At 68.3% G+C, this 22420-nt stretch carries 22 protein-coding genes; 9 read left to right on the top strand and 13 right to left on the bottom strand.

Annotation, left to right across the window (positions count from 1 at the left end; translation table 11 throughout):
* Window positions 1-85: 85 nt before the first annotated feature.
* Entirely contained in the window at window positions 86-514 is a 429-nt protein-coding gene (locus tag FNV62_RS02965; protein WP_144314608.1) for a nuclear transport factor 2 family protein, read from the top strand.
* 68 nt (window positions 515-582) lie between these two features.
* Window positions 583-1302, top strand: a complete 720-nt coding sequence (locus tag FNV62_RS02960; RefSeq protein ID WP_144314607.1) for a hypothetical protein — start codon at window positions 583-585, stop codon at window positions 1300-1302.
* Between the two features lie 210 nt (window positions 1303-1512).
* On the opposite strand, the gene FNV62_RS02955 is transcribed toward FNV62_RS02960, so the two are convergent.
* Window positions 1513-2064, bottom strand: a complete 552-nt coding sequence (locus tag FNV62_RS02955; RefSeq protein ID WP_060897259.1) for a TetR/AcrR family transcriptional regulator — start codon at window positions 2062-2064, stop codon at window positions 1513-1515.
* Window positions 2065-2156: 92 nt separating this feature from the next.
* Here FNV62_RS02955 and FNV62_RS02950 point away from each other — a divergent pair, with 92 nt between their 5' ends.
* Complete coding sequence (locus FNV62_RS02950; protein ID WP_143654172.1) at window positions 2157-3404, top strand: MFS transporter; 1248 nt, start codon at window positions 2157-2159, stop codon at window positions 3402-3404.
* Between the two features lie 89 nt (window positions 3405-3493).
* Here the strand turns inward: FNV62_RS02950 and FNV62_RS02945 are convergent, their stop codons facing one another.
* Window positions 3494-6280, bottom strand: coding sequence for a SpoIIE family protein phosphatase (locus FNV62_RS02945; protein WP_144314606.1), 2787 nt, complete (start codon window positions 6278-6280; stop codon window positions 3494-3496).
* Window positions 6281-6605: 325 nt separating this feature from the next.
* Between FNV62_RS02945 and FNV62_RS02940 the strand changes: the two genes are divergently transcribed.
* Window positions 6606-7004, top strand: a complete 399-nt coding sequence (locus tag FNV62_RS02940) for a winged helix-turn-helix transcriptional regulator (protein ID WP_225900114.1) — start codon at window positions 6606-6608, stop codon at window positions 7002-7004.
* Window positions 7005-7165: 161 nt separating this feature from the next.
* Here the strand turns inward: FNV62_RS02940 and FNV62_RS02935 are convergent, their stop codons facing one another.
* The gene (locus FNV62_RS02935; protein WP_144314605.1) at window positions 7166-7612 is read right to left on the bottom strand and encodes a nitroreductase family deazaflavin-dependent oxidoreductase; all 447 of its coding nucleotides are present in this window, start codon (window positions 7610-7612) and stop codon (window positions 7166-7168) included.
* 142 nt (window positions 7613-7754) lie between these two features.
* Entirely contained in the window at window positions 7755-8369 is a 615-nt protein-coding gene (locus FNV62_RS02930; RefSeq protein ID WP_144314604.1) for a flavodoxin family protein, read from the bottom strand.
* A gap of 247 nt (window positions 8370-8616) precedes the next feature.
* On the opposite strand from FNV62_RS02930, the gene FNV62_RS02925 reads away from it, so the two are divergent.
* Both FNV62_RS02925 and FNV62_RS02920 read left to right on the top strand, forming a co-directional pair.
* Complete coding sequence (locus FNV62_RS02925; protein ID WP_143606739.1) at window positions 8617-9240, top strand: TetR/AcrR family transcriptional regulator; 624 nt, start codon at window positions 8617-8619, stop codon at window positions 9238-9240.
* 487 nt (window positions 9241-9727) lie between these two features.
* Window positions 9728-10492 (top strand): helix-turn-helix transcriptional regulator, encoded by a 765-nt coding sequence (locus tag FNV62_RS02920; protein WP_225900113.1) that lies wholly within the window; start codon window positions 9728-9730, stop codon window positions 10490-10492.
* Here the strand turns inward: FNV62_RS02920 and FNV62_RS57465 are convergent.
* The 3 genes from FNV62_RS57465 to FNV62_RS02905 form a co-directional block, all read right to left on the bottom strand.
* Window positions 10487-10798 carry an aldehyde dehydrogenase family protein gene (locus FNV62_RS57465; protein ID WP_318658452.1) on the bottom strand — a complete coding sequence of 104 codons (312 nt, stop codon included), beginning with the start codon at window positions 10796-10798 and terminating at the stop codon, window positions 10487-10489. The two genes, FNV62_RS02920 and FNV62_RS57465, sit on opposite strands and share 6 nt — an antisense overlap.
* A gap of 345 nt (window positions 10799-11143) precedes the next feature.
* The gene (locus FNV62_RS02910; protein ID WP_144314602.1) at window positions 11144-11752 is read right to left on the bottom strand and encodes a TIGR03086 family metal-binding protein; all 609 of its coding nucleotides are present in this window, start codon (window positions 11750-11752) and stop codon (window positions 11144-11146) included.
* Window positions 11753-11951: 199 nt separating this feature from the next.
* Complete coding sequence (locus FNV62_RS02905) at window positions 11952-12860, bottom strand: MBL fold metallo-hydrolase (protein ID WP_144314601.1); 909 nt, start codon at window positions 12858-12860, stop codon at window positions 11952-11954.
* A gap of 379 nt (window positions 12861-13239) precedes the next feature.
* Between FNV62_RS02905 and FNV62_RS02900 the strand changes: the two genes are divergently transcribed.
* The 3 genes from FNV62_RS02900 (at window position 13240) to FNV62_RS02890 (ending at window position 15302) form a co-directional block, all read left to right on the top strand.
* Window positions 13240-13941 carry an SDR family oxidoreductase gene (locus FNV62_RS02900; RefSeq protein ID WP_054228540.1) on the top strand — a complete coding sequence of 234 codons (702 nt, stop codon included), beginning with the start codon at window positions 13240-13242 and terminating at the stop codon, window positions 13939-13941.
* Between the two features lie 22 nt (window positions 13942-13963).
* Window positions 13964-14146 carry a hypothetical protein gene (locus FNV62_RS02895; protein WP_097282343.1) on the top strand — a complete coding sequence of 61 codons (183 nt, stop codon included), beginning with the start codon at window positions 13964-13966 and terminating at the stop codon, window positions 14144-14146.
* A gap of 94 nt (window positions 14147-14240) precedes the next feature.
* Window positions 14241-15302 (top strand): patatin-like phospholipase family protein, encoded by a 1062-nt coding sequence (locus tag FNV62_RS02890; protein WP_144316397.1) that lies wholly within the window; start codon window positions 14241-14243, stop codon window positions 15300-15302.
* Between the two features lie 276 nt (window positions 15303-15578).
* Here the strand turns inward: FNV62_RS02890 and lpdA are convergent, their stop codons facing one another.
* From lpdA to FNV62_RS02860, 6 genes are all read right to left on the bottom strand, one after another.
* Window positions 15579-16976: a dihydrolipoyl dehydrogenase gene (gene lpdA, locus FNV62_RS02885; protein ID WP_143606728.1), complete on the bottom strand. Its 1398-nt coding sequence runs from the start codon at window positions 16974-16976 to the stop codon at window positions 15579-15581.
* 51 nt (window positions 16977-17027) lie between these two features.
* Window positions 17028-17726, bottom strand: a complete 699-nt coding sequence (locus FNV62_RS02880) for an SDR family oxidoreductase (RefSeq protein ID WP_144314600.1) — start codon at window positions 17724-17726, stop codon at window positions 17028-17030.
* Window positions 17727-18152: 426 nt separating this feature from the next.
* Window positions 18153-19094, bottom strand: a complete 942-nt coding sequence (locus FNV62_RS02875; RefSeq protein ID WP_097282340.1) for a D-2-hydroxyacid dehydrogenase family protein — start codon at window positions 19092-19094, stop codon at window positions 18153-18155.
* Window positions 19095-19192: 98 nt separating this feature from the next.
* Window positions 19193-20386 carry a hypothetical protein gene (locus FNV62_RS02870; RefSeq protein ID WP_143606727.1) on the bottom strand — a complete coding sequence of 398 codons (1194 nt, stop codon included), beginning with the start codon at window positions 20384-20386 and terminating at the stop codon, window positions 19193-19195.
* A 254-nt stretch (window positions 20387-20640) separates the two neighbouring features.
* On the bottom strand, window positions 20641-21429 hold the full coding sequence (locus FNV62_RS02865) for an enoyl-CoA hydratase/isomerase family protein (protein ID WP_143599790.1): 789 nt from the start codon (window positions 21427-21429) through the stop codon (window positions 20641-20643).
* Window positions 21430-21460: 31 nt separating this feature from the next.
* A complete protein-coding gene (locus tag FNV62_RS02860) occupies window positions 21461-22354 on the bottom strand; it encodes an alpha/beta hydrolase (RefSeq protein ID WP_143599789.1) in 894 nt (297 codons plus the stop codon).
* Window positions 22355-22420 lie beyond the last annotated feature (66 nt).

Genomic DNA, 22420 nt, shown 5'->3' with positions numbered 1-22420 from the left:
CTGGCATGGCGATTTGTTGACCGATTGGACCACATCATGCTTCGATAGTGGTCCAATCGGTCAACAAAAATGGTGGAGGATTCCGATGCATCAGACGCAGACGCAGACTCAAGCGGAGCGGAACAAGGCCGTCATCCTCGAGATCCTGACGACCGCGTTCAGTTCCAAGGACTTCACGGCGCTGGACCGGTACCTGCACCCGGACTACGTGCAGCACAACGCGTTCATTCCGCCGGCCAAGGCTGGGCTGCGCGGGTTCATCGCCGGCCTGCCCGACACCACCCGCTACGAGCCGGGAGCGATCATCGCCGAGGGAGACCTGGTCATGGTCCACGGCCGGTACTCCGGCGGACTCGACAAGCCCCTCCTCGGCATCGACATCTTCCGCTTCGAGGACGGCCTGGTGGTGGAGCACTGGGACGTCCTGCAGGATGAGGTGGCCGCGCAGGACACCGTCGCCGGCAACCCCATGTTCACCAACCCTCAGGCCGGTCAGGCCGACCGGCAGGCGTGACTCGGAGACGTGACGGCTCGGTAGGAACATCGACACACGGACAGGTCACTCACCACGGAGGCCTACCCATGACGAACCTGTTGGATCTTGTTCTTGAGGCCCATGGCGGCCTCCAGCGGTGGCGAGAAGCGAGAACCATCCACGCCAAGGGGTCCGTGGGCGGACTTCTGTGGACCCTTCGCGGCCGCCAGGGAATCCTCGCCACGGCCGACATGACCGTTGACGCGCAGCAGCAGCGCGTCGTCTTCGAGGGCTTCACCGGCCCGGAACTACGCGGCGTATTCACGTCCGGCCGAGTCGCGATCGAGAGGCGGGACGGCGAGGTCGTGGCCGAGCGGACCTCCCCACGGGAAGCCTTCGCCGGCCACGGCCCGGACACCCTCTGGGACCAGCTCCATGTGCTGTACTTCGCGGGCTATGCCATGTGGAACTACCTCACGGCTCCCTACCTGCTGACGCGCCCCGGCGTTGCGGTGGAGGAACTGGAGCCCTGGCAAGAAGGCGACGAGAGCTGGCGACGGCTGCGGGCGACCTTCCCTGACGCTCTCGCGACACACGCCAGAGAGCAGACCTTCTCCTACAACACCGCCGGGCTGCTGCGCCGTCATGACTACGCAGCCGACGTACTCGGCGGCGCGCCCGCTGCGCATCTGTGCGAGAAGCACGCAACGGTGTCGGGACTGGTCTTCCCGACTCACCGGTACGTCCTGCCCGTTCAGGAGGATGCGCGGGTCCTGCCCGAGCCGGTCCTCGTCTCCATCGACCTCACCGAGATCTCTGTTGCCTGACCGCGTTGCCTGACCGCGCCACGAGTGCGCCCCGCGCCGGCATCGCCAAAACGGGTAGCCATTCACCGCCGACCTGGCGCGTGCTCCCCGGCCGGCGACTGAGCGGTGTCCGAACGGGAAGTTGTGTGCGCCGCACCCATCGGACTCCCGGGAGAGTCGACCCGAGCGGGCGAAGACTGCGACCGGTGTCGCTGGTTTGCGTGGTGGGGGTCAGGTGGAGCGGTCGCAGAGTTCGTCGACGTAGGTGCGCGCATCCGTCTCGGGCAGTGTCCAGGGCAGGAAGATGGCTCTGTAGATGATGGGGGCCACCAGCAGGTCGATGACCTGGTCGCCGGTGAAGGTGCTGCCGGGGCGTGCGGCGAAGCCGGCTGCCTCGGTCCGGCGGTCGCGCAGGCAGTCCGATTCGTCCTCGCCGGCTGCGGCGGCTCCGCCGCGCAGAAGGGCGGCGTTCACCGGGACGCTGTAGTGGCTGATGAGTTCCTGTGCCCAGGTGGTCAGATCGGCGCGCAGGTCTCCGGTGTCGGGAAGGCCGCGGTCCGGGTCGAGCCGGTAGGTCGCCAGGTCGTTGATCATGGTCCGGGCGTCGCCCCAGCGCCGGTAGATGCTCGAGTGATTCACTCCCGCACGCTCCGCGACCATCGGGATGGTGACGGCGTCACTTCCCCGTTCGGCGATCAGTTCCTCGACGGCCTTCCTGATGGACGTCAGCACCACGGCGCTGCGGCCTCCGGTGCGCCGCCGCGGGGACGATTCTGCAACCATCCCCCCACTATAACGCACACCACTTGGCATTAAGCCGCCTCCGGGCTTACAGTGACGCTAATGCACAAAACTTGGCCTTAGGAGGCTCTGAAGTGTCCCTCACCGAATCACGGCATGACCGCAGCCCCGGCCTCGCGGCCTCTGAGCCCGGCCGGTCCCGCAGGCTGCTTCCCCCTGCCGCTGCGTTCGCCGGGTCGGCTGCCGTCTTCGCAACGCTGTACGTGGCCGCAGGCGCACCGACCCCGCTGCTGGTCGTCTTCGAGCAGCAGTGGCACTTCCCCGCCTGGGTGCTGACCGTTGCCTTCGCTTCCTACGCGCTCGGCCTGCTGGCGGCCCTGCTGGTCGCCGGATCGCTGTCCGACCACATCGGACGCCGGCCCGTCCTGGTCGGCTCGCTCCTCGTGGAACTCGGGGCGATGCTCATGTTCGTCTTCGCTCCGGACATCGGTTGGGTCGTCGCAGCCCGCACGATCCAGGGCATCGCCACCGGCGCGGCCACGAGCGCCTTCTCCGCCTCGGTCGTGGAACATGCCCCGGAACGCCACAAGAAGCTCGGCACCATCATCACCAGCATCGCTCCGGCGGGCGGGCTCGGCCTGGGCGCCCTGCTGACCGGCGCGGCGGTCCAGTTCAGCAGCCATGCGACTGCGATCGTGTTCACGGCCCTCGCGGCGATCATGGTCGTCGGCACGGCCGTCGCCGCGTTCTCCGCGGAGACCGTCTCCAGTCGCCCCGAAACGGCACGCACCCTCATTCCCCGCGTCTCCATCCCCCGGGCCGCACGTGGTGAGTTCCTGGCGAGCATTCCCGTTCACATGGCCGCATGGATGCTGGCCGGCCTCTTCATGGGGCTCGTGCCCACTATCATCCGGGACCTGCTGGGCCTGCACAGTGGTCTCCTGAACGGTGCCACGGCTTTCGTCGAGCCCGCGGCGGCCGCCGTGGCCGGCCTCTTCCTCGGCCGTCTGACAGCACGCCGCACCATCTTCGTCGGCGGCGCGGGGGTGCTGCTGGGAACCGCAGTGATCGAGGCCGGTGTCGCCACTGGATCGCTGTCTCTGCTGTGGGTGGGAGGCATCATCGGCGGCGTGGGCTTCGGCGCCTCGTTCTCCGGCGCCATCCGGACCATCGCCCCGCTCGTACAGCCCCACCAGAGGGCGGGGCTCTTCGCATCCATCTACCTGGTCGCCTACCTGAGCTTCGGAGTGCCGGCCATCGTCGCAGGACTCCTGATCGCTCCGGTCGGTCTGCAGGGCACCGTCCTCGGCTACGGCGTCGCCGTCCTCGTCGCCGCAACCGTTGGCCTGGTCGCGCAGTACCGCGTCAATGCACGCGGCTGACCCGGCAAGCGCGCAGGTTGCTGGGGGCGGCTCGTCCGGTGGCAGGCAGGCGGCGCGGCGACGTCCCGCATCGGGATCGGGAGCCCGCCTCACACGGACTCGTACGAGATTCGCTCACCGAGCGGGTCGGCGGACAGGGGCTGCTCGGTCCAGATGCACTTGCCGGACCCCGAGTAGCGGGCGCCCCACCGGCTGGTCACAGCGGAGATCAGCTGGAGCCCGCGGCCGTTCTCGTCGGTGTCAGCCGCTCGACGGATTCTGGGCATCGCGGGGCTGGCGTCTGCGACTTCGCAGACGAGCGTTCGGCCGCGCAGCAGCCGCAGGGTGATCGGTCCTCTTGCATGGCGGACGACATTGCCGACAAGCTCGCTGGCGACGAGTTCGGTAGTCATGATCAGCTCATCCAGGTTCCAGGCGGCGAGCTGGGCTCGGACATGCGCGCGGGCCTGCCCGGCGGCTGTGGGGTCGTCTTGCAGCTGCAAGCAGGAGATGTTCTCCGGAGCCAGTGCCTGGGTGCGCGCCACGAGCAGTGCGCTGTCATCGCGGCTGCGCTGGTCGGGCAGCAGAGTGGTGATCAGGCGGTCGCACAGGTCGTCGAGGGTCTCTGTCGCCTGAACGTGGGCGGGGCGAAGGTGGCAGGCGAGGCGGCCCATGCCTTCGGCGATGTCCAGTCCGCCGGATTCGACGAGGCCATCGGTGTAGAGCGCGAGGATCGCGCCGTCGGGCAGGCTGAACTCGGCTGTGTCGAAGGGCGGGGTGGCGGCGCCGAGCGGGGGATTGACGGGCAGGTCCGGGAAGTAGCTGGTTCCGTCGGGGCGGAGGATGACGGGCGGAGGATGGCCGGCGGTGATGGCCTGGCACATGCGGCTGACCGGGTCGTAGACGATGCAGAGGCAGGTGGCGTAAAAGCCGTCCCCGAGGCCGCTGACGATTTCGTTGAGGTGGAAGAAGAGCTCGTCCAGAGGCTGCTCGAGATCGGCGAGCGTACGGCCCGCGGTGCGCAGTCGGCCCATGGTGACGGCCTCGGACACGCCGTGCCCCATGACGTCTCCAATGACGAGAGCAACCTGCTCGGCCGACAGCGGGATGACGTCATACCAGTCGCCGCCGGCACACGTGCCGTCACCGGCGGGCTGGTAACGGGCGCAGGCGGTCACAGCGGTCAGTGCCGGCAGGCGCCGCGGGAGCAAGCCGCGCTGGAGTTCCTGGGCACGGCGGTGCTCGGCGTCGTACAACCGGGCGCGCTCCAAGGCCTGGGCGACCATGCCACTCATGGCGGTGAACAGGGTGCGTTCCTCGTGGCTGAAGACGTGCGGATGCTCGTAGATGAGACAGGAAGCGCCCACGGTGCGCCCGGAGGCGATCAGCGGCAGGATCGCCCATGCCTGGGCCCCGCTCGCGGCGGGCAGGTCGGCAAGCGCTGGGAAGCGGCCGATGAACTCCTCCGCGGAGGAGATGAAGTCCAAGGTGCCCTCGATGAAGGCTTGGCTGGACGTCGGAAGCTCTGCGATGCGGGCGCCTTCGAAGCGGCGGAGGCTCTCCTTGGGGCCGGCACTGCCCATCAGGAACGCTCGGCCGTTTTCGTGAGTCCAGACGCTGACGTCTTTGGCGCCGAACAGGGGAACCATGTGGGTGGTCATCACATCGGCCACGTCATGTCCGGTGACCGCACCGGCAAGGGCTCGGGTCAGCTCCACGATGCGCGCGGTGCGTTCGACGGCAGCGCCCTCGTCGGAGGCCTCGTCGGCTTGCGGGTGCCGGGTGCTGCTGATGTCGGTGATGCACAGGGTCAGGCCGTCCGGCAGCGGGGCCAGTCGCACATGCAACCGTCGACCGGTGTACGTGCGTACGTCCAGCTCGGTCGGTCCGCCCTCGGCTTGCCTGCCTGCTTCCTCCATGCCGGGCGAGCACAGCGCCGGAACCGCCTCCCACAGCACCTGCCCGAGGAACCGCCCTGACGGGGCAAACAGGCGCTCGGCCTCCGGATCGGCGAAGATGATCCGCCAGGAGCGGTCGACGGCCAGCAATCCGCTGCGATCAGGCGACGGGGCTTGCTCCGCCGGTTCCTTGGCCAGATGGCCCGTGGTGATGTCACGCACGATCCCGGCCAGACGCGGGCGGGAGCCGTCGTCGGCACTCGATGCCTGGCCCCGGACCTCCACCAGGCGCATGCCGGTATCCGGCTGGCGGATCCGAAATTCCGCCTGGTAAGGCGTGTGCGCGCGGATGGCCTCGTCGGCTCGCGCCAGCATCTGCGGGAGATCCTGCGGGTGGACCAGGCGCCGCCAGGTGCGGATCTGCCCGTCGAACCCCTTCGCGTCGATCCCCAGGATGCCGAGCGCGGCATCGTCCCAGATCACCTTGCCGGTACCGAAATCCCAGCCCCAGAATCCGACGGGGAGTTCCGTGGTGTCGTAGTCGGCCGGGCGTTCCGCACCCTCAGGTCGAGGAGGTCCCGGACTCTCACGCAGGCAATCTGCGATCCAGCTTGCCACGGACGTCAGTTGCAGGTGCAGAGCCGGCGCCTCCGGCGTACGGGTGAAGACGGACAGTACGCCGAGGGGTTCGTCCGAGGCCGGTACCGGAACCGAGAGCAGCCCGGCTCCTGACGGCACGCCAGGCAGGCACGCGGCCGATTCGGGGCTCGTCGGCGCCGTCCATGCCGGGGCGTTGATGCGCACCGCGTATGCGGGAGCCTCCGGCGAGCGGCGGTCGATCTCTTCCCAGCGTTGCGATCCCGGCCCGTCGACGTTGGTCTCCACCGCCAGGTACAGGCCGCTGCTCCTCAGGGGCCCGAGGTGCACCATGCCGCCCATGGCCTGAGCCACTGCCACCGCGCGGTTCAGTCCGAGCCTTAGCGTGTCGTAAGCGTTCAAATCCGCACTGTGTGCGGGCGGCAAGGGGGAGTGAAGAGCCTGCGCCGGGGCGCCGGAGGAGGCGCCTTCCGCCGCCTGCGGCTGCTGGGTGCACCTGCTCTTGCCTGACATCGTCTCCCACCTGTAATCCGGCAAGGAAGGTTATAGACAAACCTATCCGAATGGGTGGGATGTAGAAGATTCCGGGTGGCCGCCGCACGGCTCAAACTGGCCGAGAAGGCCCCCACCCGGCAAGAGCTCGCTGGAGACCTTGACTCCAAAGGAGTCTATGGGGAGCCTTGGTTTCCTGGTATAGAATGCGGACATGGTAGAGCGGGAGCGGTCAGTGACCATCGACTCGGATCGACCGATGGACATCCTCGATGCGGCCTGTCCCAGTCGTGATGTCTTTGTGGACCTGGCCGACAAGTGGGCCCTGCTCATGCTGGCGAGCCTGCGCGAGCGTGGTGCCCAGCGGTACTCGGAGCTGCAGCGGTCTCTGGGTGGGATCAGCCGGAAGATGCTGTCGCAGACCCTGCGGACGCTGGAACGTGACGGCCTGGTCCTGCGCAGCGTCGACCCCGAGGTCTTGCCGCCTTTGGTGCTGTACGGGCTGACGGACCTCGGCGGTGAGATCGCCGAGGAGACCCGGGCCCTGTGTTCCTGGACCGAGAAGCGGGCCGCGCGCGTGCATGAGGCCCGCGTCGCCTACGACCAGCGCCACGCCTCCGACCAGGGGGCGTGAGCCGACTCCGGCGGTGAGTGGCCGGGACCGGTCTGCGCGACCGTCCCGCGTCCGATGGTCCCGCGTGCCGGAGAGTCGTCGCGGCACGCTGGGCGTTCAGTGCCTGCGCGGTGTCGGCGAGGCTGGTGCCGTTCGGTAGGCCCCACCCGGGTGAGAGCCGGTCAGTGTTCGTCGGCAACCGGTTCGAGGACGAAGAGTGGGATGTCGCGGTCGGTTCCGGCCCGGTACTCGACGAAGGGTGGGTAGGCGGCGTCCGCGCGCTTCCACCATGCGGCCTTCTCCTCGCCGTGGAGCTCGCGGGCGATCATGTCCTGCTTGACCGCTCGGTCCCGTACCTCGACAAGGGGATGGGCGACGACGTTCCGGTACCAGGAAGGGTGTGTGTCGGCGCCTCCGTTGGAGGCGGCCACCGCGTAGGAGCCGTTGTGCTCGACCCGCATCAGGGGCATCTTGCGGATCTTTCCGGACTTCACCCCCTTGGTGGTCAGGATGATGACCGGCAGGTCCAGGAAGGTCCCGCCTTCCGCGCCGTCGGTGGCCTCGTACTGCGCGACCTGGTCGCGCACCCACGAGGTGGCGCTCGGCTCGTACTCACCGTGCAGAGGCATTGGTCGTGCTCCTAGTTGTTCTTCATGGCACGGACCGTGAGGATCCTCGCGGTCCTGGTAAGGGAAGGGCCTTTCGCCAGAAGGCCCCTGGAGTGCCGGGAATTGGAATACCGGGATGGGCCAGACCGTGACTTCGGGCGGGTCAGACCGTGACTTCGGCCAGGGCGGCCCGGCCGGCGGTGAGGGCTGCGGCCTGTCCGGTGACCCGCGCGCCGAGGTGTTCGGCGGTGGCGATGTCGGCTTCGTGCACCGTCTCGATGCCACCGTCCTGAGGGGTCTGGGCGCCCGCACCGACCCAGAAGCCGAGCCGGTTGAGGTCGTTCTCGCTGGCCTGGAGGGCGTTCCAGCCCGGGGCCAGCCCCAGGCCCACCCAGATCATGTGGTGCTGGGCGGCGAAGGCGGCCAGGAAGTTCAGGGTGTTGAGCTTGTCCCCGCTCTTGGAGGCGGAGTTGGTGAAGCCGGCGGCGATCTTGTCGGCCCAGGTGCCGTTGAGGTACCTGCCGCTACTGGCCTCGGCGAACGCGTGGAAGCCCGCGGATGCGCCGCCCATGTAGGTCGGCGCCCCGAAGATCACTGCGTCAGCCCTGTCCAGCTCGTGCCACTGCTCGTCGGTGATGGCGTCCACCGCGACGAACGTCACGTGTGCGCCGGCCTTCTCGGCACCGCGCTGGACGGCCTCGGCGAGGACGGCGGTGTGTCCGTATCCGGAGTGGAAGGCGACAACTACGCGCGGCTGGGGGGCGACAACCTGTGACATCTGGGACTCCTTGGTAAGTCGAACGAAGTGGGGTGGTTTCTAAAGTAGACCAAGCCTCTATTGGTGTTCAAGTAAAAAATTGAGTCCAGATATCCGGTGAAGTTCATGGAGGTGGTGTTGGGGGCCTTGAGGAGGTGGTGATGGGGGCCCTGATAGGGCCGGTTCGGGTCGAGAGGTATTCCGTGCCTCGTGAGCGGGGTGGTCAGCCGTTGTGGTCCAGGTGGACCACAACGGCTAGCCTGGCGGCATGGGAAGAAGACGAGGCTTCGACGAGGCCGTTGTACTGAATGTCGTACGCGACCAGTTCTGGACGACTGGATTTGCCGGCACGTCCACCTATGACCTCATGGAAGCAACCGGGCTGGGCAAGGGCAGCATCTACAAGGCGTTCGGCAACAAGCACGACCTGTACGTGCGTGTCTTCTCCGACTACTGCCGGGACCTCGTCGCCCAGGCCCGCGAGCAGTTGCAGGGTGGCCCGAAAGCGGTGCTTCCCTCACCGATGGCGCGACTCGAGCACTACCTCGTCTCTCTCGCCAGCGCCTTCGCCGGCGAGTCGCCCCACCGTGGATGCTTCCTCACCAAGGTCACCGTGGACCGTGCCGGTGAGGACGAGGAGGTGGCGCAGACGGCCCGCCGCGCGTTCGACGATCTCGCCGGCGTCCTCGCGGGCGCGATCCGCGACGCCCAGGACGCCGGGGAAGTGGCCGACCATGTCGACTCCTCGGCTCTGGGGTATCTGCTGCTGAGCGTCATCAGGGGCATCGATTCCATCGCCAAGGCGGATGTCGACGCCACGACGCTCGAACAGGCGGCGCGATCCGCCGTGGCGCTGATCCCGAGGGCGGAGCCACCTCGTGCGGAGGTCTGACCCCCGTTGAAGCGCGCGCGGCCGGCTTCCGCAACGGCACGCGGTCCAAGACAGCGGGAACTCGAAGTTCGGGAGGAGCGCGGCGGCGACATGGGCGGCGTTGAAGACGAGCTGGAAGCCGATCAGAGCGGCGCGGCATCGTCAGGGTGGCCAGGCCCAGCAGGGGTGCTCCGGTGAACATGCCGATGGCGAAGTCGGACACCAGCAGTCCGGCGGAGGAGAGGGGGACGTCGAGATCGTGGGCGACGGAGCGCAGCGCCCCGGAGAGCAAGAGCTGAGAGGTGCCCTGAGCGAAGATGCCCAGCCCGAGGACGTAGATGACGAACGACATGGTCCAGCTGTTCCGTAAGTGGTCGAAGGACGAACCAGGTGGCTTCCGCTCGCTCCCTACGGTCACTGCACGCAGGTGAGGGCTCCGCTTCCAGCCGCACGTCGCTGGTGAGGCGGCGCTGCCATCCCGGTTCCCGTCCAGCGTCGCGCCCTTCATGTGAGTACGGACTACTACGCCCGCCTCGAACAGGGCCGGCACCCCCACGTCTCGGAGGCCGTGCTGGAGGCTGTGGCCGGCGCCCTGCGCCTGGACGACCTCGAACGCGGTTACCTCTTCGAGCTCGCCCGGCCCAAGACACCCGGTCCGGGCCGGCACCGTCCGGCCCGCGTGCCCCGGGTGCGGCCGGCGATCCATCGCATGCTGGATGTTCTGGACGACGTCTCACCGGCCCTCGTCATCAACCACCGCAGCGACGTCCTGGCGGGCAACCACCTCGCCCACGCGCTGATCACCGACTTCGACACGCTGCCGTACCGCGAGCGCAACCTCGCCCGCTTCGTCCTGCTCCACCCCGCCGCCCGCGATCTGTACAGGGACTGGGACAAAGTCGCCGAGACGTTCGTCGCCAGCCTGCGCCTGGCGGCCGGCCGCCACCACGACGACCCCCAGCTGAACGAGCTGGTCGGGGAACTGTCCATCAAGGTGCCCCAGTTCCACACCTGGTGGGCAAGCCACCGCGTGGACCAGTGTGCCCACGGCACCCAGCGCCTCCGTCACCCCGTGGTCGGCGAACTCACGCTTTCCTACGAAACGCTGGCCCTTCCCGCCGATCCCGACCAGACCATCTGCCTCTACACCGCCGAACGCGGCTCCGCCTCCGCGGAGACGCTCCGGCTGCTCGCCAGCTGGAGCACCCCGACAGGCGCAGAGCCATCCTCCCCTTCCGGGCACGGCACGGCGCACCGGAACGTCGCGTCATGAGCCGCGCCGTCCGTTCTTCATGAGACCGGTGGCCCCGAGGTCCTGCGGCTCGAGGAGATCCCCGCCCCGGTTGCCGCGAGTCCGTAGGCGGGAATCATTGGCGACGATGATCGCCTCCTCGTCGTCCTCGTAGGGGATGACGGCAAGGACCGGACCGAAGATGTCTTCGAGGGTGATCCGCATGCCGTTGGTGACGTCCCGGCAGAAAGCAGCCGGATCAACGACCGGCGGATCTGGCCGGTGTTCGGCGAGCAGGCCGTGGCCACAGACGGCCGGGCCCGGCCGCTCCGTACGCACTGCCTTCACCGCTGGCCTGCGCGCCCTCGTCGAAGGTTCTCAGCAGCCCGACGAGTCCCTGAACGAGGGGCGCCGCGCTCCCTGAGCTGTCCACGCTCGGCGGCGCCGTCCTTTCGACCCGAGCCAGGGACGACGCCACCCTCTCGCGGGACATACTCGATGCCGCGGCGGGGCCATGTGCCGGCCGGCGTGTGATGCCGCGCGTCGAGCGCGGCCAGTTCCTCCAGCGGCTCGTTGGGCAGACATCAGGTGTGACTCTTAGGTGTGAGTCCTGCGTGAATCACACCTGATGCACGGCACTCCCCACACCACCGGAGATCAGTCCTGCTCGGCACACCGGAGGCAGTCGCAGAACTATCGCGTGGGTCGGGTCCATCGGGGGTCCCTGCCGGTCAGGCCCAGCGCGCGGTCGAAAGGGGGCGCGTGGGTCTCTTGCGGCACCTCGTCGGCGAGAAGGCCCAGGCCGCGCATGCGGGGTGCCTCACGTGCGTAGGTGTCGAACGCGGCGCCGGCCAAGGACGCGGGGATGTTGATGGACTGCCCGGTGGCTACTGCCATGTCCCAGGCATGGATGGCGAATTCGGCGATGAGGATCTCACCGAGCGCGGTGGCGGCCATGGGCGGGCCGCCGACGCTCGCCTCTCCTGCCCACGCCGCCGGCGCTGACCAGGCACGCACTGCCGGATCCGCCTTTTCAGTCATGAGCCCAGCCCAGTCGGACTCCGGTCTTCCGGCGAGAAACGGCATCGGGTCGGCAGTCAGCAGGCTGGGATCCGGTGCCGCCCGGGTGCCCGCGTCCCTCGTCATCAAGAGCATCATGGCGATGTGATTCACAAGGTCTCTCACCGTGAATTCCGAACACGGGGTCGGATCCCGGTACTGGTCCACCGACACACCGCTGACCACGTCAAGGGCCAGATCGATGCCCTGAGCCAACAAGTCCACCCTCGTCGATTGCCTCATGTGGCGTTCCCTCCTTCTCGTGCCCCGGACCGGGGCGAACCGTCCTGACGAGATGGCCTGTCAGACGATGTTGTATGTGGTGACCGCACGTTGGGCTGTGTATGGCGCTCGTCCCACCGGCCGGCGGGCTCGGCCTCAGGCCTGCCGCGGTCCTGTGCCCCTACAGGCGCCACGTCCCCTCACTGCACAGGACGTCGTCCTAGTCGAGGAAGAGGCTCCATGCGACGGCGTTGAGGTTGTCGGCGAGGAAGATGTCGGTCCCTCCCAGGCGCTTGTCATAGTTCGGCATCAGCTCGGCCGCGCGGGCGACGACCGCGTCCATCCAGACCTTCAGTTCGGCCTGCTTGTTGTTCGCCGGCACCTTGAGGGCGGCCGCGGCCTCCTTCAGGTCGACCGTCTGCAGCGCCTCGGCCGCGGACTTCCGCAGGTCGTTGATGTAGTCACGGTTCGTCGCCACGTCCTCGGGCGTGCCGAACAGGGACATGTGACCGCTCACGATGGTGTCGAAGTCGTACTCCAGCAGCTGATCCATGGCCTCGAAGTACGCGGGCACGTGGGCGGAGAAGACGAGGCGGAAGAACGGCGGGTTCTTGACGGAGAAGCTGTCGATCGCCGCCATGGCCCTCAGTTCCGGGACGTGGATGAACAGGTTGCCCGCCTGGTGCCAGTCGCCCGTGTAGTCCAGGGTGAACCGGGTCCCGTCGATGTCCAACGCCTTGTGCGGACCGCTGAAGGTCACGTTCGGCAGCGGACGTCGGTCGTCGTGCGCCTCCTCGATGAACCGGCCGGTCAGCTCGTGGCCGATGATCTGCAGACCGTCCCGGTCGAGCTGGTGAGCCGCACCGATGTGGTCGGCGTGCGAATGGCTGTAGATCAGGTGCGTGAGCGGCTTCGGGGTGACCGACTCGATCGCCGCCAGCAGATTGTCGCCCCCCAGGGCCGGAGGAGCGTCCACCAGGACGACCCCTTTCTTGGTCTCCAGGAACATCGTGTTGACCATGCCCTGGGTGACGCCGTAGGCGCCGCCGCCCAGATCGGTCACGACGAACCCGGACTCCGGGATGTCCGGACCGAGGGCGAAGTCGGGCATGGGCTTGAATGCGGTCATCAGGGATTTCCTTTCCGTGCCACCCGTCCGGCAGACGGGTGAAATGGCGTGACAGTGAGTGGAAGGTGATCGAGGGCCCTGTTCACACCCAGCGTCGCGCCCTTCATGCCCTGACGGGCTCCCGGCGCGCGCCTTGCTGAACCTAGGTCCAGGTGGTCCACCTTCTGCTCGGAGATGCGCAGGATGCGGGGCGCGCGGCGGGCGGTCGTCCTCGCGCGGGATCCGAGCCTCCCAGTAGGTCAGCGCCGCGCGTTCCAGGCTCGCGGCGGGGGAAATCACGTTCATGCCGGCCAGGGAGCGTCGTCGACTTGCCTGTGGAAACCGATCAGTTTACGGTGACCTGAAACCGATCGGTTTCCATCGTGTGAGGAGAAGGCGTATGACCGCAATCGCAGGCTCGACCGTCCTGGTCACCGGGGGTAGCAGGGGCATCGGCAAGGCACTGGTCGAAGACCTGTACACACGGGGCGCCAAGAAGGTGTACGCCACCGCCCGCGACCCGAGGACCGTCACCCACCCCGACGCCGTCGCGCTGGCCCTCGAGGTCACCGACCCGGCCTCGGTGGCCGCCGCCGCGGCGGCCGCGCCGGACGTCACGATCCTGATCAACAACGCGGGCGCGGCCGTCGCCGCCTCCTACCTGACGTCGCCGATCGAGGACGTGCGCCGCGAGTTCGAGACCAACTTCTACGGACCGCTGCTCACCACCAGGGCCTTTGTCCCGATCATCGAGGCCAACGGCGGCGGCCACCTGCTCAATGTGCACTCGGTCGTGTCCTGGATCGCCCTCGGCGGCTCCTACAGCGCGTCCAAGGCCGCGTTCTGGTCCCAGACCAACTCCCTGCGCCTGGACCTCAAGCCCCGCGGCATCAACGTCACCGGACTGCACGTCGGCTACGTCGACACCGACCTGGCCGCCCACATCGACGCCCCCAAGTCTTCCCCCGCAGGCGTCGCCGCGCTGGCCCTGAACGGCGTCGAAACCGACGCTTATGAGGTGCTGGCCGACGAGGTGACCCGCCAGGTCAAGGCCGGCTTGTCCGGCGACCTCGGCGCGCTCTACCCGCAGCTTGCGCACTGATCATTCAGAGCCCGAGTCGGCCTTGAAAACCACTGCGGAGAAGGACGCAAGCCGTGAACTCCGCAACCACCCCAAGGCGTTCGCCGAGGAAACCACCACCGCCGGGATCGTCGCTCGGATGGTCGATCTCTACCCCGGCTGGGAGAACCGCCGCATACTGTGGCACTCGGCCATGGCCGCCATCGCCCGCAAGACCGGCCAGTAGCAGCCGAGCAACACCGGGGCGGCGCCCACGCCGCGGCGTCCCCGACCCTGTACGCAGATCCCGCCCCGAGCAGTCCCCTGGAGCCGTGACCACGATGACGACCGCCACACCTGCTGCGGAGACAGAGCCCGAGGGGCCGCACCCGGTCTGGCGCGTGCTCACCGAGCGCGCACAGGCCGACAGCCGGCCCGGCGCACGCGCCGACGGGCACCGCGTCGCACTGGCCATCGAGGGCGGCGGGATGCGCGGCATCATCGCCGGTGGGATGGCCATGGCGCTGCACGAACTCGGCCTGACCAACGGCTTCGACGCCGTCTACGGCGCCTCCGCCGGCGCCGCGTCCGGAGCGTGGCTGCTGAGCAGCAGCCCGCAGTCGCTGCGCTTCTGGGCGCATCCCCGCTACGCCAGAACGGCGATCCGGCACTCGAACCCGCTGCGCGGGCGGCCGCTCGTAGACCTGTACGCCTTCTACGAGGTGCTCTACCGCTACGGCGACCAGGACTTCGCGCCGATGGACTTCGCCTCGATCCTGGCCAGCGATATCGAGTACCACCCGCTGGCCACCGACGCCGCCACCGGGGAGTCCACCGACCTGCGGCCCTTCATCGGCGACGCCGCGGAGTTGCGCCTGGCGCTGCGGGCCAGCGCTGCCCTGCCGCTCCTGGCGGGCGACCCCGTGATGCTGGGCGGGCGCCGGTTCTACGACGCGGGCGTCTCCGAATCCGTGCCCTACCGAACCGCGCTGGCCCAGGGCGCGACCCATGTCATGGTGCTGCGATCCCGGCGTGCGATCGACACGGCGCGCCCCTCGCGCTCCGCCCCGGTCATCGCCAAGACTTTGCTGCGCCGTGAATCTGCGGCCTTGCGCAGGGTGTTCCTCGACCGCGAGGCGCGTCTGGCCGAAGACGACGCCTCCCTGGCCCACCACCCGACGATCGTCTCGATCCGCCCAGCCCCGGGCACACCGCCGGTCGGCCGTCTGGCCCGCCAGGGCGACCTCCTCGAAACCGCTCTGGAAGCCGGGCGCGCCGCCGTCCACGACGCTCACAGCCACCTGTACTGCCTTCGACCCCACGAAGGCGCTGTCGGTGGCCAACAGCGTGAGTGCGACGTCGTCGGTGAAGGCGAATGCGAAGGCGTCCGGGGTAACGGGTGAGGATCGCCATTCACTGCTCGCCGGGCTGACCGCGTGGCGAAGCGCCGACAGTCGGCGGCGGTACAGCCGGCCGGCCGTCTGGTCAGCGGTATACAAGCGATTGCCGACGGCCGGACCGAAGTCCTCGCCGACGAGCCCACCAGGCAGCTCGGGTCTTCACCGAGGCGAGTCTGGCGTGGAAAAGAAGAGGAGCGGGACACCTTCAGTAGTCGGCACAGGAAGGCGACACCAGGGTCGTCGTCATCCTTGCCCGGCGGGCAGGCAAGTACCGTAGGTTCAAAGGTTGATCATGTGGCCGGCGAGGCCATGGAGGGCGTCCTGGACCGCCTCGCTCAGAGTCGGATGTGCGTGGACGTTCCTGATGAGCTCGGTCACCGTGAGGTCCCATTTCTGAGCGAGGGTCAGTTCCGGGAGCAGTTCGGTCACATCCGGGCCGATCAGATGGGCGCCGAGCAGTTCGCCGTAGCGCGCGTCACTCACCAGTTTCACGAAACCGACCGTGTCGCCGAACCCGTGTGCCTTGGCGTTGGCCGTGAACGGGAACTTCGCCACCCGGACGTCGAATCCCTCGGCGCGGGCCTCGCTCTCCGTCCAGCCGAAGCTGGCGATCTGGGGCTGACAGAAGGTCGCGCGGGGAACCATCCGGTAGTCGAGCTCCATCGTCTCCACACCGGCGATGCTCTCTGCGGCGATGACACCCATCGCCTCGGCGGCGTGGGCCAGCATCAACTTCGCGGTGACATCGCCGATGGCGTAGATGTGCGGCTGGCTGGTGCGGCAATGGCCGTCCACGTCGATCGCACCGCGGTCGGTCAGCCGTACGCCCGCGGAGGCCAACCCGTAGCCGGCCGTACGCGGCTGGAAACCCGTGGCTTGCAGGACCCTCTCGGCCTCCAGGACCTGTGGTTCGTCGCCCTGCCGGACCACTGTACGGACACTGTCCGCGGCCTCTTCGATGGACTCGACGCGGGCGGAGGTCATGACGCGGATTCCCTGTCGCTTGAACCGCTTGGTGAGCTCAGCCGACACCTCCTCGTCCTCCAGCGGTGCGATCCGGCCGAGGAACTCGACCAGCGTCACCTCGACACCGTAGGACCGCAACAGATAGGCGAACTCGACGCCGATGGCGCCTGCCCCGGCGATGATCAGGCTCGACGGAAGGCTGTCGGAGAGGATCTGCTCTTCGAACGTCACGACACGCTTGCCCAATGTCGTGCCGGGCAGCAGCTTCACGGTCGCGCCGGTGGCGATGATGCAAGAGCGGAAGGAGAGCGTCGCCTCGCCGTCGCGCAGGCGCACTTGCATCGTGTGCGGATCGATGAAGGTGCCTCGGCCCTCGAACTGGGCGATCCTGTTCTTGCGCATGAGATAGCCGACGCCCTTCGCGCGGCCGTCGGCCACCGTCCGGCTCCGCTCGTAGGCGCTGTGGTAGTCCAGGCTCACGTCCCCGCTGATCTTTACGCCGAACTTCTCCGCGTCGTGCAGGATCAATTGTGCGACCTCGGCGTTGCGCAGCAGCGCCTTGGCCGGAATGCAGCCGATGTTGAGGCACACCCCGCCCCAGAAACGGCCCTCCACGACAGCCGTACGAAGCCCCAGCTGCGCGGAGCGGATGGCAGCCACATATCCGCCGGGGCCCGCACCGAGGACGAGGACATCGAAGTCAGTGTCCATTCCACCTCTCCCTTGGTGTCGGATGGCCTTGGGTCATCCCGCCGTCGCCGTTCACGGCGCCGGATCCAGGAGTTCCACAGGGCCGGACAACGCCGCGCGCACCTGGCGGGAGACCTCATCGACCAGTACCTCGGGCACGTCGCGGCTGATCGCGTCCATGGTCTGCGCCGCCACCTCCGCAGCCGGCACTTTGGGCACGTCGAGACCCACGGTGGCGTCGGTGTCCACGAAGCCCACATGCACCCCGACGACCAGGGTCCCCTGCGGTCGCAGACCAACGCGCAACGCATTGGTCACCGACCACTCAGCAGCCTTCGACGCCGCATAACTGGGCCACCGCTTGCTCACCCGCCACGACGCCACCGACAGCATGTTCACCAGAGCTCCGCCGCCGCCCGCCGCGAGCACCGGAGCGAAGGCTCGCGAGACCGCCCAGGTGCCCAGGTAGTTCACCTCCAGCTCGCGTCGCGCGCCCTCCAGAGATCCCTCCAACAGGCTTGGGCCGGCCTGGATGCCCGCGTTGTTGATCACGATGGTCGCGTCGGACGCCGCCACCGCCGCAGCCGCGATCTGGTCCTCGTCGGTGACATCGAGACGGAGCGTCTCGACCCCCGGCTCCCGGACGCTCTCGGGGTCGCGGACGCCCGCATACACCTTGGCTGCGCCCCGGGCGAGCAGAGCGCGGGTGAACGCCAGTCCGATACCCCTGTTCGCGCCGGTCACCAGCGCGACCGATCCTTTGACCTCCATGGCCGGACACCTCGCTTTCGTAGGTTGCCGCCGTGCCGACAGAACCGCGGGCCCCGTATCTGGAACATCCAGCCCATAGGTGAAGAGGCGGTCTGCGGCTGGTCTCTGAACTCTGCAAGCCAGTAGCGCCCCTTCCAAGGAGACAGCCGCGCGACCAACACAGCCCGAACACCGCCGCCGCTCGCCGGCTGACGAGCAACCGGGGACTCAACCCAGGGTTTCGCATCAGAAACGGCACCGCATCATGTGGGCCGCGTAGTTCCGGCGCGGTTGGTGACCACGAGTAACTGGGTTGGCCAGGCGAGCAGTGCGCGGGGGCCGAGCCACCTGTGGCGGAGCACCGCGGTGGCGGTGAGGACGACGACGTCATGATGACGGGTGGTGCGCATCGGACTGTGCTTTCCGGGAGCACGTTGCGGCGGACCGTCAAGACAGCATGCGAACAGGCGTCCCGGCATTCCATGCGGCGATGTCCTCGACCGCGTCCCGATAGAAGACCTCGTACAGATCCCGACTTACGTAGCCGATGTGAGGTGTCACCACAGCATTGCTCAGTGAACGCAGAGGGTGATCGGCCGGCAGGGGCTCGCGATCGAAGACATCCAGCGCCGCTGAACCGATCCCCTTCTCGACCAACGCCCTGAGCAGCGCCGCCTCGTCCACCACAGGCCCGCGCGAGGTGTTCACCAAAATCGCCGTCGACTTCATGAGGCCCAGTTCACGCTCACCGACGAGGCCGCGAGTGCGCTCACTGAGTACTACGTGAATACTCAATACATCGGAGCGCGTGAACAATTCGTCTCGCGAAACGTATGTCGTTCCTTTCGCCTGCGCGTCCGCGGGTGTCAGGTTCTTGCTCCAGGCGATGGTCTCCATGCCGAAAGCGCGCCCAATCTCCGCTACCGCAGTCCCCAGTCGCCCGAGGCCCAGAACTCCCAGAGTGGCACCCCTGAGGCTCATCCCCAGCCCCTCCTGCCATCCGCCTCGGCGAACGGAGTCCACCTGTTGTGGGATCAAGCGTGCTGCGGAAAGGATGAGCCCCCAGGTGAGTTCAACCGTCGGGTACGAGAAATACCCCGTACCGCACACGGTGATACCCAAACGGTGTGCGGCATCCAGATCGATTGCCGCGTTGACCGGACCGGTGGTGACGAGCAACTTCAGACGGGGCAATCTTTTGAGGGTTGAGGGCGGGAAAGGGGTCCGCTCTCGCATGGCCACCACTACCTCGTACTCGGCGAGCGCCGTCACAACCGCCTCCTCGTTTTCGAAGGCTTCAGCGAAGACATGCACCTCGGCGTGGAGCGAATCCCAGTCGGCCAGACCCAGCGCAACGCCTTGATAGTCGTCCAGAATCGCGATTCTCATGTGGAATCCTCCCATTTGTTACCGATTGGGCCGAAGTGTCGGTGGGCGGGGTTATATTCACACGCTACGGACTATCGCGGGCGGAGCGTGAGCGGCAGTCAGCCGCCGAGCTTGCTCGAGGTGAACGCCGGGTGCCGTGTGGTGCCGTTGCCTGGTGCGGAGTGTCTTTCGTCGGTGTCGGCCCAGTGGGCTATGGGTGTGTCGTCGGTTGTGGCCCGGTGTGGTGTGGGGGCTGCCGGGCGTTGTTCGGTGGTGCGGAAGGCCAGCAGGACTGCGGAACCCGCGGCCCACAGGATGAGTGTCGCCAGCGGGGCGAGGACGTGGGAGCTCTGGAAGTAGCTGAGGTCGGCTATGGCGCGGACGGCGGCGCCGGGGGGCAGCAGTGCCGACACGGTCCGGGCTCCGCTGGGCATCAGGTCGGCACCGACGGTCGCGCCGCTGGTGGAGTTGCCGACGGTCAGCAGCAGCAGGGTGGCGAGGGGGATACCGAGGGGGCCGACGTAGGTGGCCAGCATCTTCGTGGTGAAGGCCGCGGCGGCGGCCAGCAGGGCCAGGACGAAGGCGAGGGGGAGATACGGTGCGGGGACGGCGTTGAGGATGGGGCCGGCGATGGCGGCCGCGACAAGGCCCGACGCCGCGGCGAACACGGCCATGAGGGTGAAGCGGTGTCGCAGGTGGAGCATGCCGCTGAGTCCCACGACGTTCTGGGCGAGGGCGAAGCCGGAGAGGGTCACCCCGAAGGAGACGTAGAACCCGGCCAGGCCGCGGGCGTCGTACCGGTCGAGCGGCACGATGTCGGAGACGCTGAGGTGCTGGTCGGCGCCGTGTGCGTAGGCGGTGACCAGTTTGGTGACGGCGGTGGTCGTGGACAGGCCGTTCGCGCTCGCGACGTCGAGTTTGAGGTCTTTGCCGTGAGGGCCGGTGCCGAGCACGGCCACGATGTCCCGGTGGCGCAGCGCGTCGCGTGCCTCGGTGGTGGAGTCGGCGCGCCGGACGTCGATCGAGTCGCCCAAGGCCTGCTGGACCTTGTTCGCCAGCTGTGATCCCGTGACCGCGACGGGGATCCGGTGGGGCTGGGGGTCGCGCATGAGTCCGACATAGCAGCTGACGAACGCCGAGACGATGACCAGGCCGATCAGGAACGGCTGCAGCCAGATACGGATGGGATGGCGGCGCCTGTGATGCGGGGGGCGAGGCTGGGGATGCACTCCGGGTTTCTCCATGACTGGTGGTGGATCGATGGCGCCGGGGGTGTAGGCGAGGGACAGGTCGTCGCTGTCGCGCAGTGGCACGGTCGATGTGCGCGTAGTGGCACGGTCGATGTGATCGCCGTCTTGCCGCGGCGGTGCAGCGCGAAGACCGGCTTGGTGTCCCGGCCGACGGCTTCGCGGTGCTCGCCTGACGTGGCGCCTTCTGCGTTCATGACTGCGGCTCCTTCGTGCGCGTCGCGTCTGCCTGCCCTGGGCGGGCGAACGCGACGGCTGCGGTGGAGGTCCGTTCCCCCCGGGCTGGTGCCGTGCGGTGGTGAAGGTGGGCCCGGAGCCGGTCAGCGGCCCTGGAAGTCGACGGCGGGCCGGGGCTGCTTTGCCTTGAAGGCCTTGACGGCTGAGGCGAGGCCCTTGTTGACGTCGTCGGTTTCGAAAAGAGGCATGGCGATGTCGAACATCGCCTCGTCCGCGGCGGAGACGCCGCCGACGGCCCAGGCGCGCAGCAGGGCCTTGTGTGCGGCGTGGGCGCGGGTGGGTCCCTTGGCTGCCTTGCGAGCGAAGGCGGTCGCTTCGGCCAGCAGGCTGTCGTCGGCGACGACCCGGTTGACGACACCGGCGTCGGCCATGACCCTGGCGGGCACCTGCTCGGAGGTGAGCGCCCATTCCGCGGCGCGTGCCCGGCCCGCACGTTCGGCGACCCGGTAGATCCCGCCGAGCAGGGTGACGATGCCGAGGGTCTGTTCGGGGTGGCCGAAGCGGGCCGTCTCGCCGGCGAAGATCACGTCGGCGCGGAGCGCGAGTTCCAGACCGCCGCCGAAACACAGCCCGTGGACGGCGGCGACCACCGGCAGCGGGAGCCGCTCGAGCTGGTTGAAGACCTGCATGTAGCGCTCGAAGAGGGTCCGCAGTTCACGTACGTCCGCATCCGGCCAGTCGACGATGTCGCCGCCGAAGCTGAAGTCCGGGCCCTCGGCGCGCACCAGTACCGCCCGGGCGTCGCTGTGGCCGATCGCCTCCAGCGCCTCGGCGAGGTCGGCGGCCATCCGCGGGTCGATGCGATTCTGCGGCGGGTTGGTCAGGACCAGCGTGGCGAGGCCATCGTCGATGGAGTAGGTCAGATGGGGCATGGTTCGTCCTTGCACTCTGTCGGGGCGCTCGTCAGGAGAGGTGCCGGCGGAACCAGTCGAGGGCGCCGGTGCTCGCCTGGTCGAACTCGGTGGTGTACGGGTCGAAGTGGCCGCCGGGGATCATCTGCAGCCGCTTGGGCTCCAGGGCCTGCTCGAAGGCGGCGAGCCCCGTGTCGGTGAGGGTCACGGTGTCGTTCGCGGCGACCACCATGAGCAGCGGCGTGGGGGAGACCCGAGTGACCCAGGTCCCGGGCTCGTACATGCGGGCCAGCCGGTTGGAGCGGACCGTGACCTCGTTGCTCCAGACGCCCTCCGGTACGGGCTGGAGGTAGAAGTCGATGGCTTCCTGCGTGCGGTAGGAGGCGGGCACGGCCGGGTCGTCGCCGACGACGGCCTGGGTGCGGGGGGCCTCGCCGCGGGCCTGGGCGCGCTCGTCCTCGTCGAAGGCCGCTTCCAGCTTCATGACCGCTTCCGGCGCGATGCGGCGCCGCCCCTGCTCGAAACCGCTGATGGTCGGCACCTGGGAGACCACGGCGCGCAGCCGGCGGTCGGTGGCGCCCAGCACGATCGCGTGGCCGCCGGCATAGCTCGTGCCCCACAGGCCGATCCGGTCGGCGTCGACCTCGGGCCGGCTCTCCAGGTAGGAGATGGCGCGGCGCCAGTCGGCGATCTGCCGCCAAGGGTCGATGTCCTGCCGGGGAAGGCCGTCGCTGGCGCCGAAGTTGCGGTGGTCGTGCAGCAGGACGGCGAAGCCCGCCTCGGCGAAGGCCCGCGCGAAGGGCTCCAGGCCATGGTCCCTGACCCCCGCGTAGCCGTGGGCCATGGTGATCGCCGGGTGGGGGCCGGGACCGTCCGGCAGGAAGAGCCAGCCGCGCAGCGTGACTCCGCCGTCGGCGCCGAATGCGACATCCTCGCGCTGGACCATGGAACAACCTCCTCGGTGCGACCAGGGCCGGGCTCTGGCCGGAATGACGGAAAATGACGGGACGGG

The sequence above is a fragment of the Streptomyces sp. RLB3-17 genome, from assembly GCF_007113425.2.
In the GTDB taxonomy this organism is placed as follows: domain Bacteria; phylum Actinomycetota; class Actinomycetes; order Streptomycetales; family Streptomycetaceae; genus Streptomyces; species Streptomyces mirabilis_D.
The sequence above is the reverse complement of the archived record's forward strand: the minus strand, read 5'-3'. Positions and strand labels throughout refer to the sequence as shown.

What these genes read in the sequence shown, in the direction of transcription:
- FNV62_RS02965 (WP_144314608.1), top strand. Translation starts at nt 86, where the DNA reads ATGCATCAGACGCAGACGCAGACTCAAGCGGAGCGGAACAAGGCCGTC.
- FNV62_RS02960 (WP_144314607.1), top strand. Translation starts at nt 583, where the DNA reads ATGACGAACCTGTTGGATCTTGTTCTTGAGGCCCATGGCGGCCTCCAG.
- FNV62_RS02955 (WP_060897259.1), bottom strand. Translation starts at nt 2,064, where the DNA reads ATGGTTGCAGAATCGTCCCCGCGGCGGCGCACCGGAGGCCGCAGCGCC.
- FNV62_RS02935 (WP_144314605.1), bottom strand. Translation starts at nt 7,612, where the DNA reads ATGCCTCTGCACGGTGAGTACGAGCCGAGCGCCACCTCGTGGGTGCGC.
- FNV62_RS02930 (WP_144314604.1), bottom strand. Translation starts at nt 8,369, where the DNA reads ATGTCACAGGTTGTCGCCCCCCAGCCGCGCGTAGTTGTCGCCTTCCAC.
- FNV62_RS02925 (WP_143606739.1), top strand. Translation starts at nt 8,617, where the DNA reads ATGGGAAGAAGACGAGGCTTCGACGAGGCCGTTGTACTGAATGTCGTA.
- FNV62_RS02910 (WP_144314602.1), bottom strand. Translation starts at nt 11,752, where the DNA reads ATGAGGCAATCGACGAGGGTGGACTTGTTGGCTCAGGGCATCGATCTG.
- FNV62_RS02905 (WP_144314601.1), bottom strand. Translation starts at nt 12,860, where the DNA reads ATGACCGCATTCAAGCCCATGCCCGACTTCGCCCTCGGTCCGGACATC.
- FNV62_RS02900 (WP_054228540.1), top strand. Translation starts at nt 13,240, where the DNA reads ATGACCGCAATCGCAGGCTCGACCGTCCTGGTCACCGGGGGTAGCAGG.
- FNV62_RS02890 (WP_144316397.1), top strand. Translation starts at nt 14,241, where the DNA reads ATGACGACCGCCACACCTGCTGCGGAGACAGAGCCCGAGGGGCCGCAC.
- lpdA (WP_143606728.1), bottom strand. Translation starts at nt 16,976, where the DNA reads ATGGACACTGACTTCGATGTCCTCGTCCTCGGTGCGGGCCCCGGCGGA.
- FNV62_RS02880 (WP_144314600.1), bottom strand. Translation starts at nt 17,726, where the DNA reads ATGGAGGTCAAAGGATCGGTCGCGCTGGTGACCGGCGCGAACAGGGGT.
- FNV62_RS02875 (WP_097282340.1), bottom strand. Translation starts at nt 19,094, where the DNA reads ATGAGAATCGCGATTCTGGACGACTATCAAGGCGTTGCGCTGGGTCTG.
- FNV62_RS02865 (WP_143599790.1), bottom strand. Translation starts at nt 21,429, where the DNA reads ATGCCCCATCTGACCTACTCCATCGACGATGGCCTCGCCACGCTGGTC.
- FNV62_RS02860 (WP_143599789.1), bottom strand. Translation starts at nt 22,354, where the DNA reads ATGGTCCAGCGCGAGGATGTCGCATTCGGCGCCGACGGCGGAGTCACG.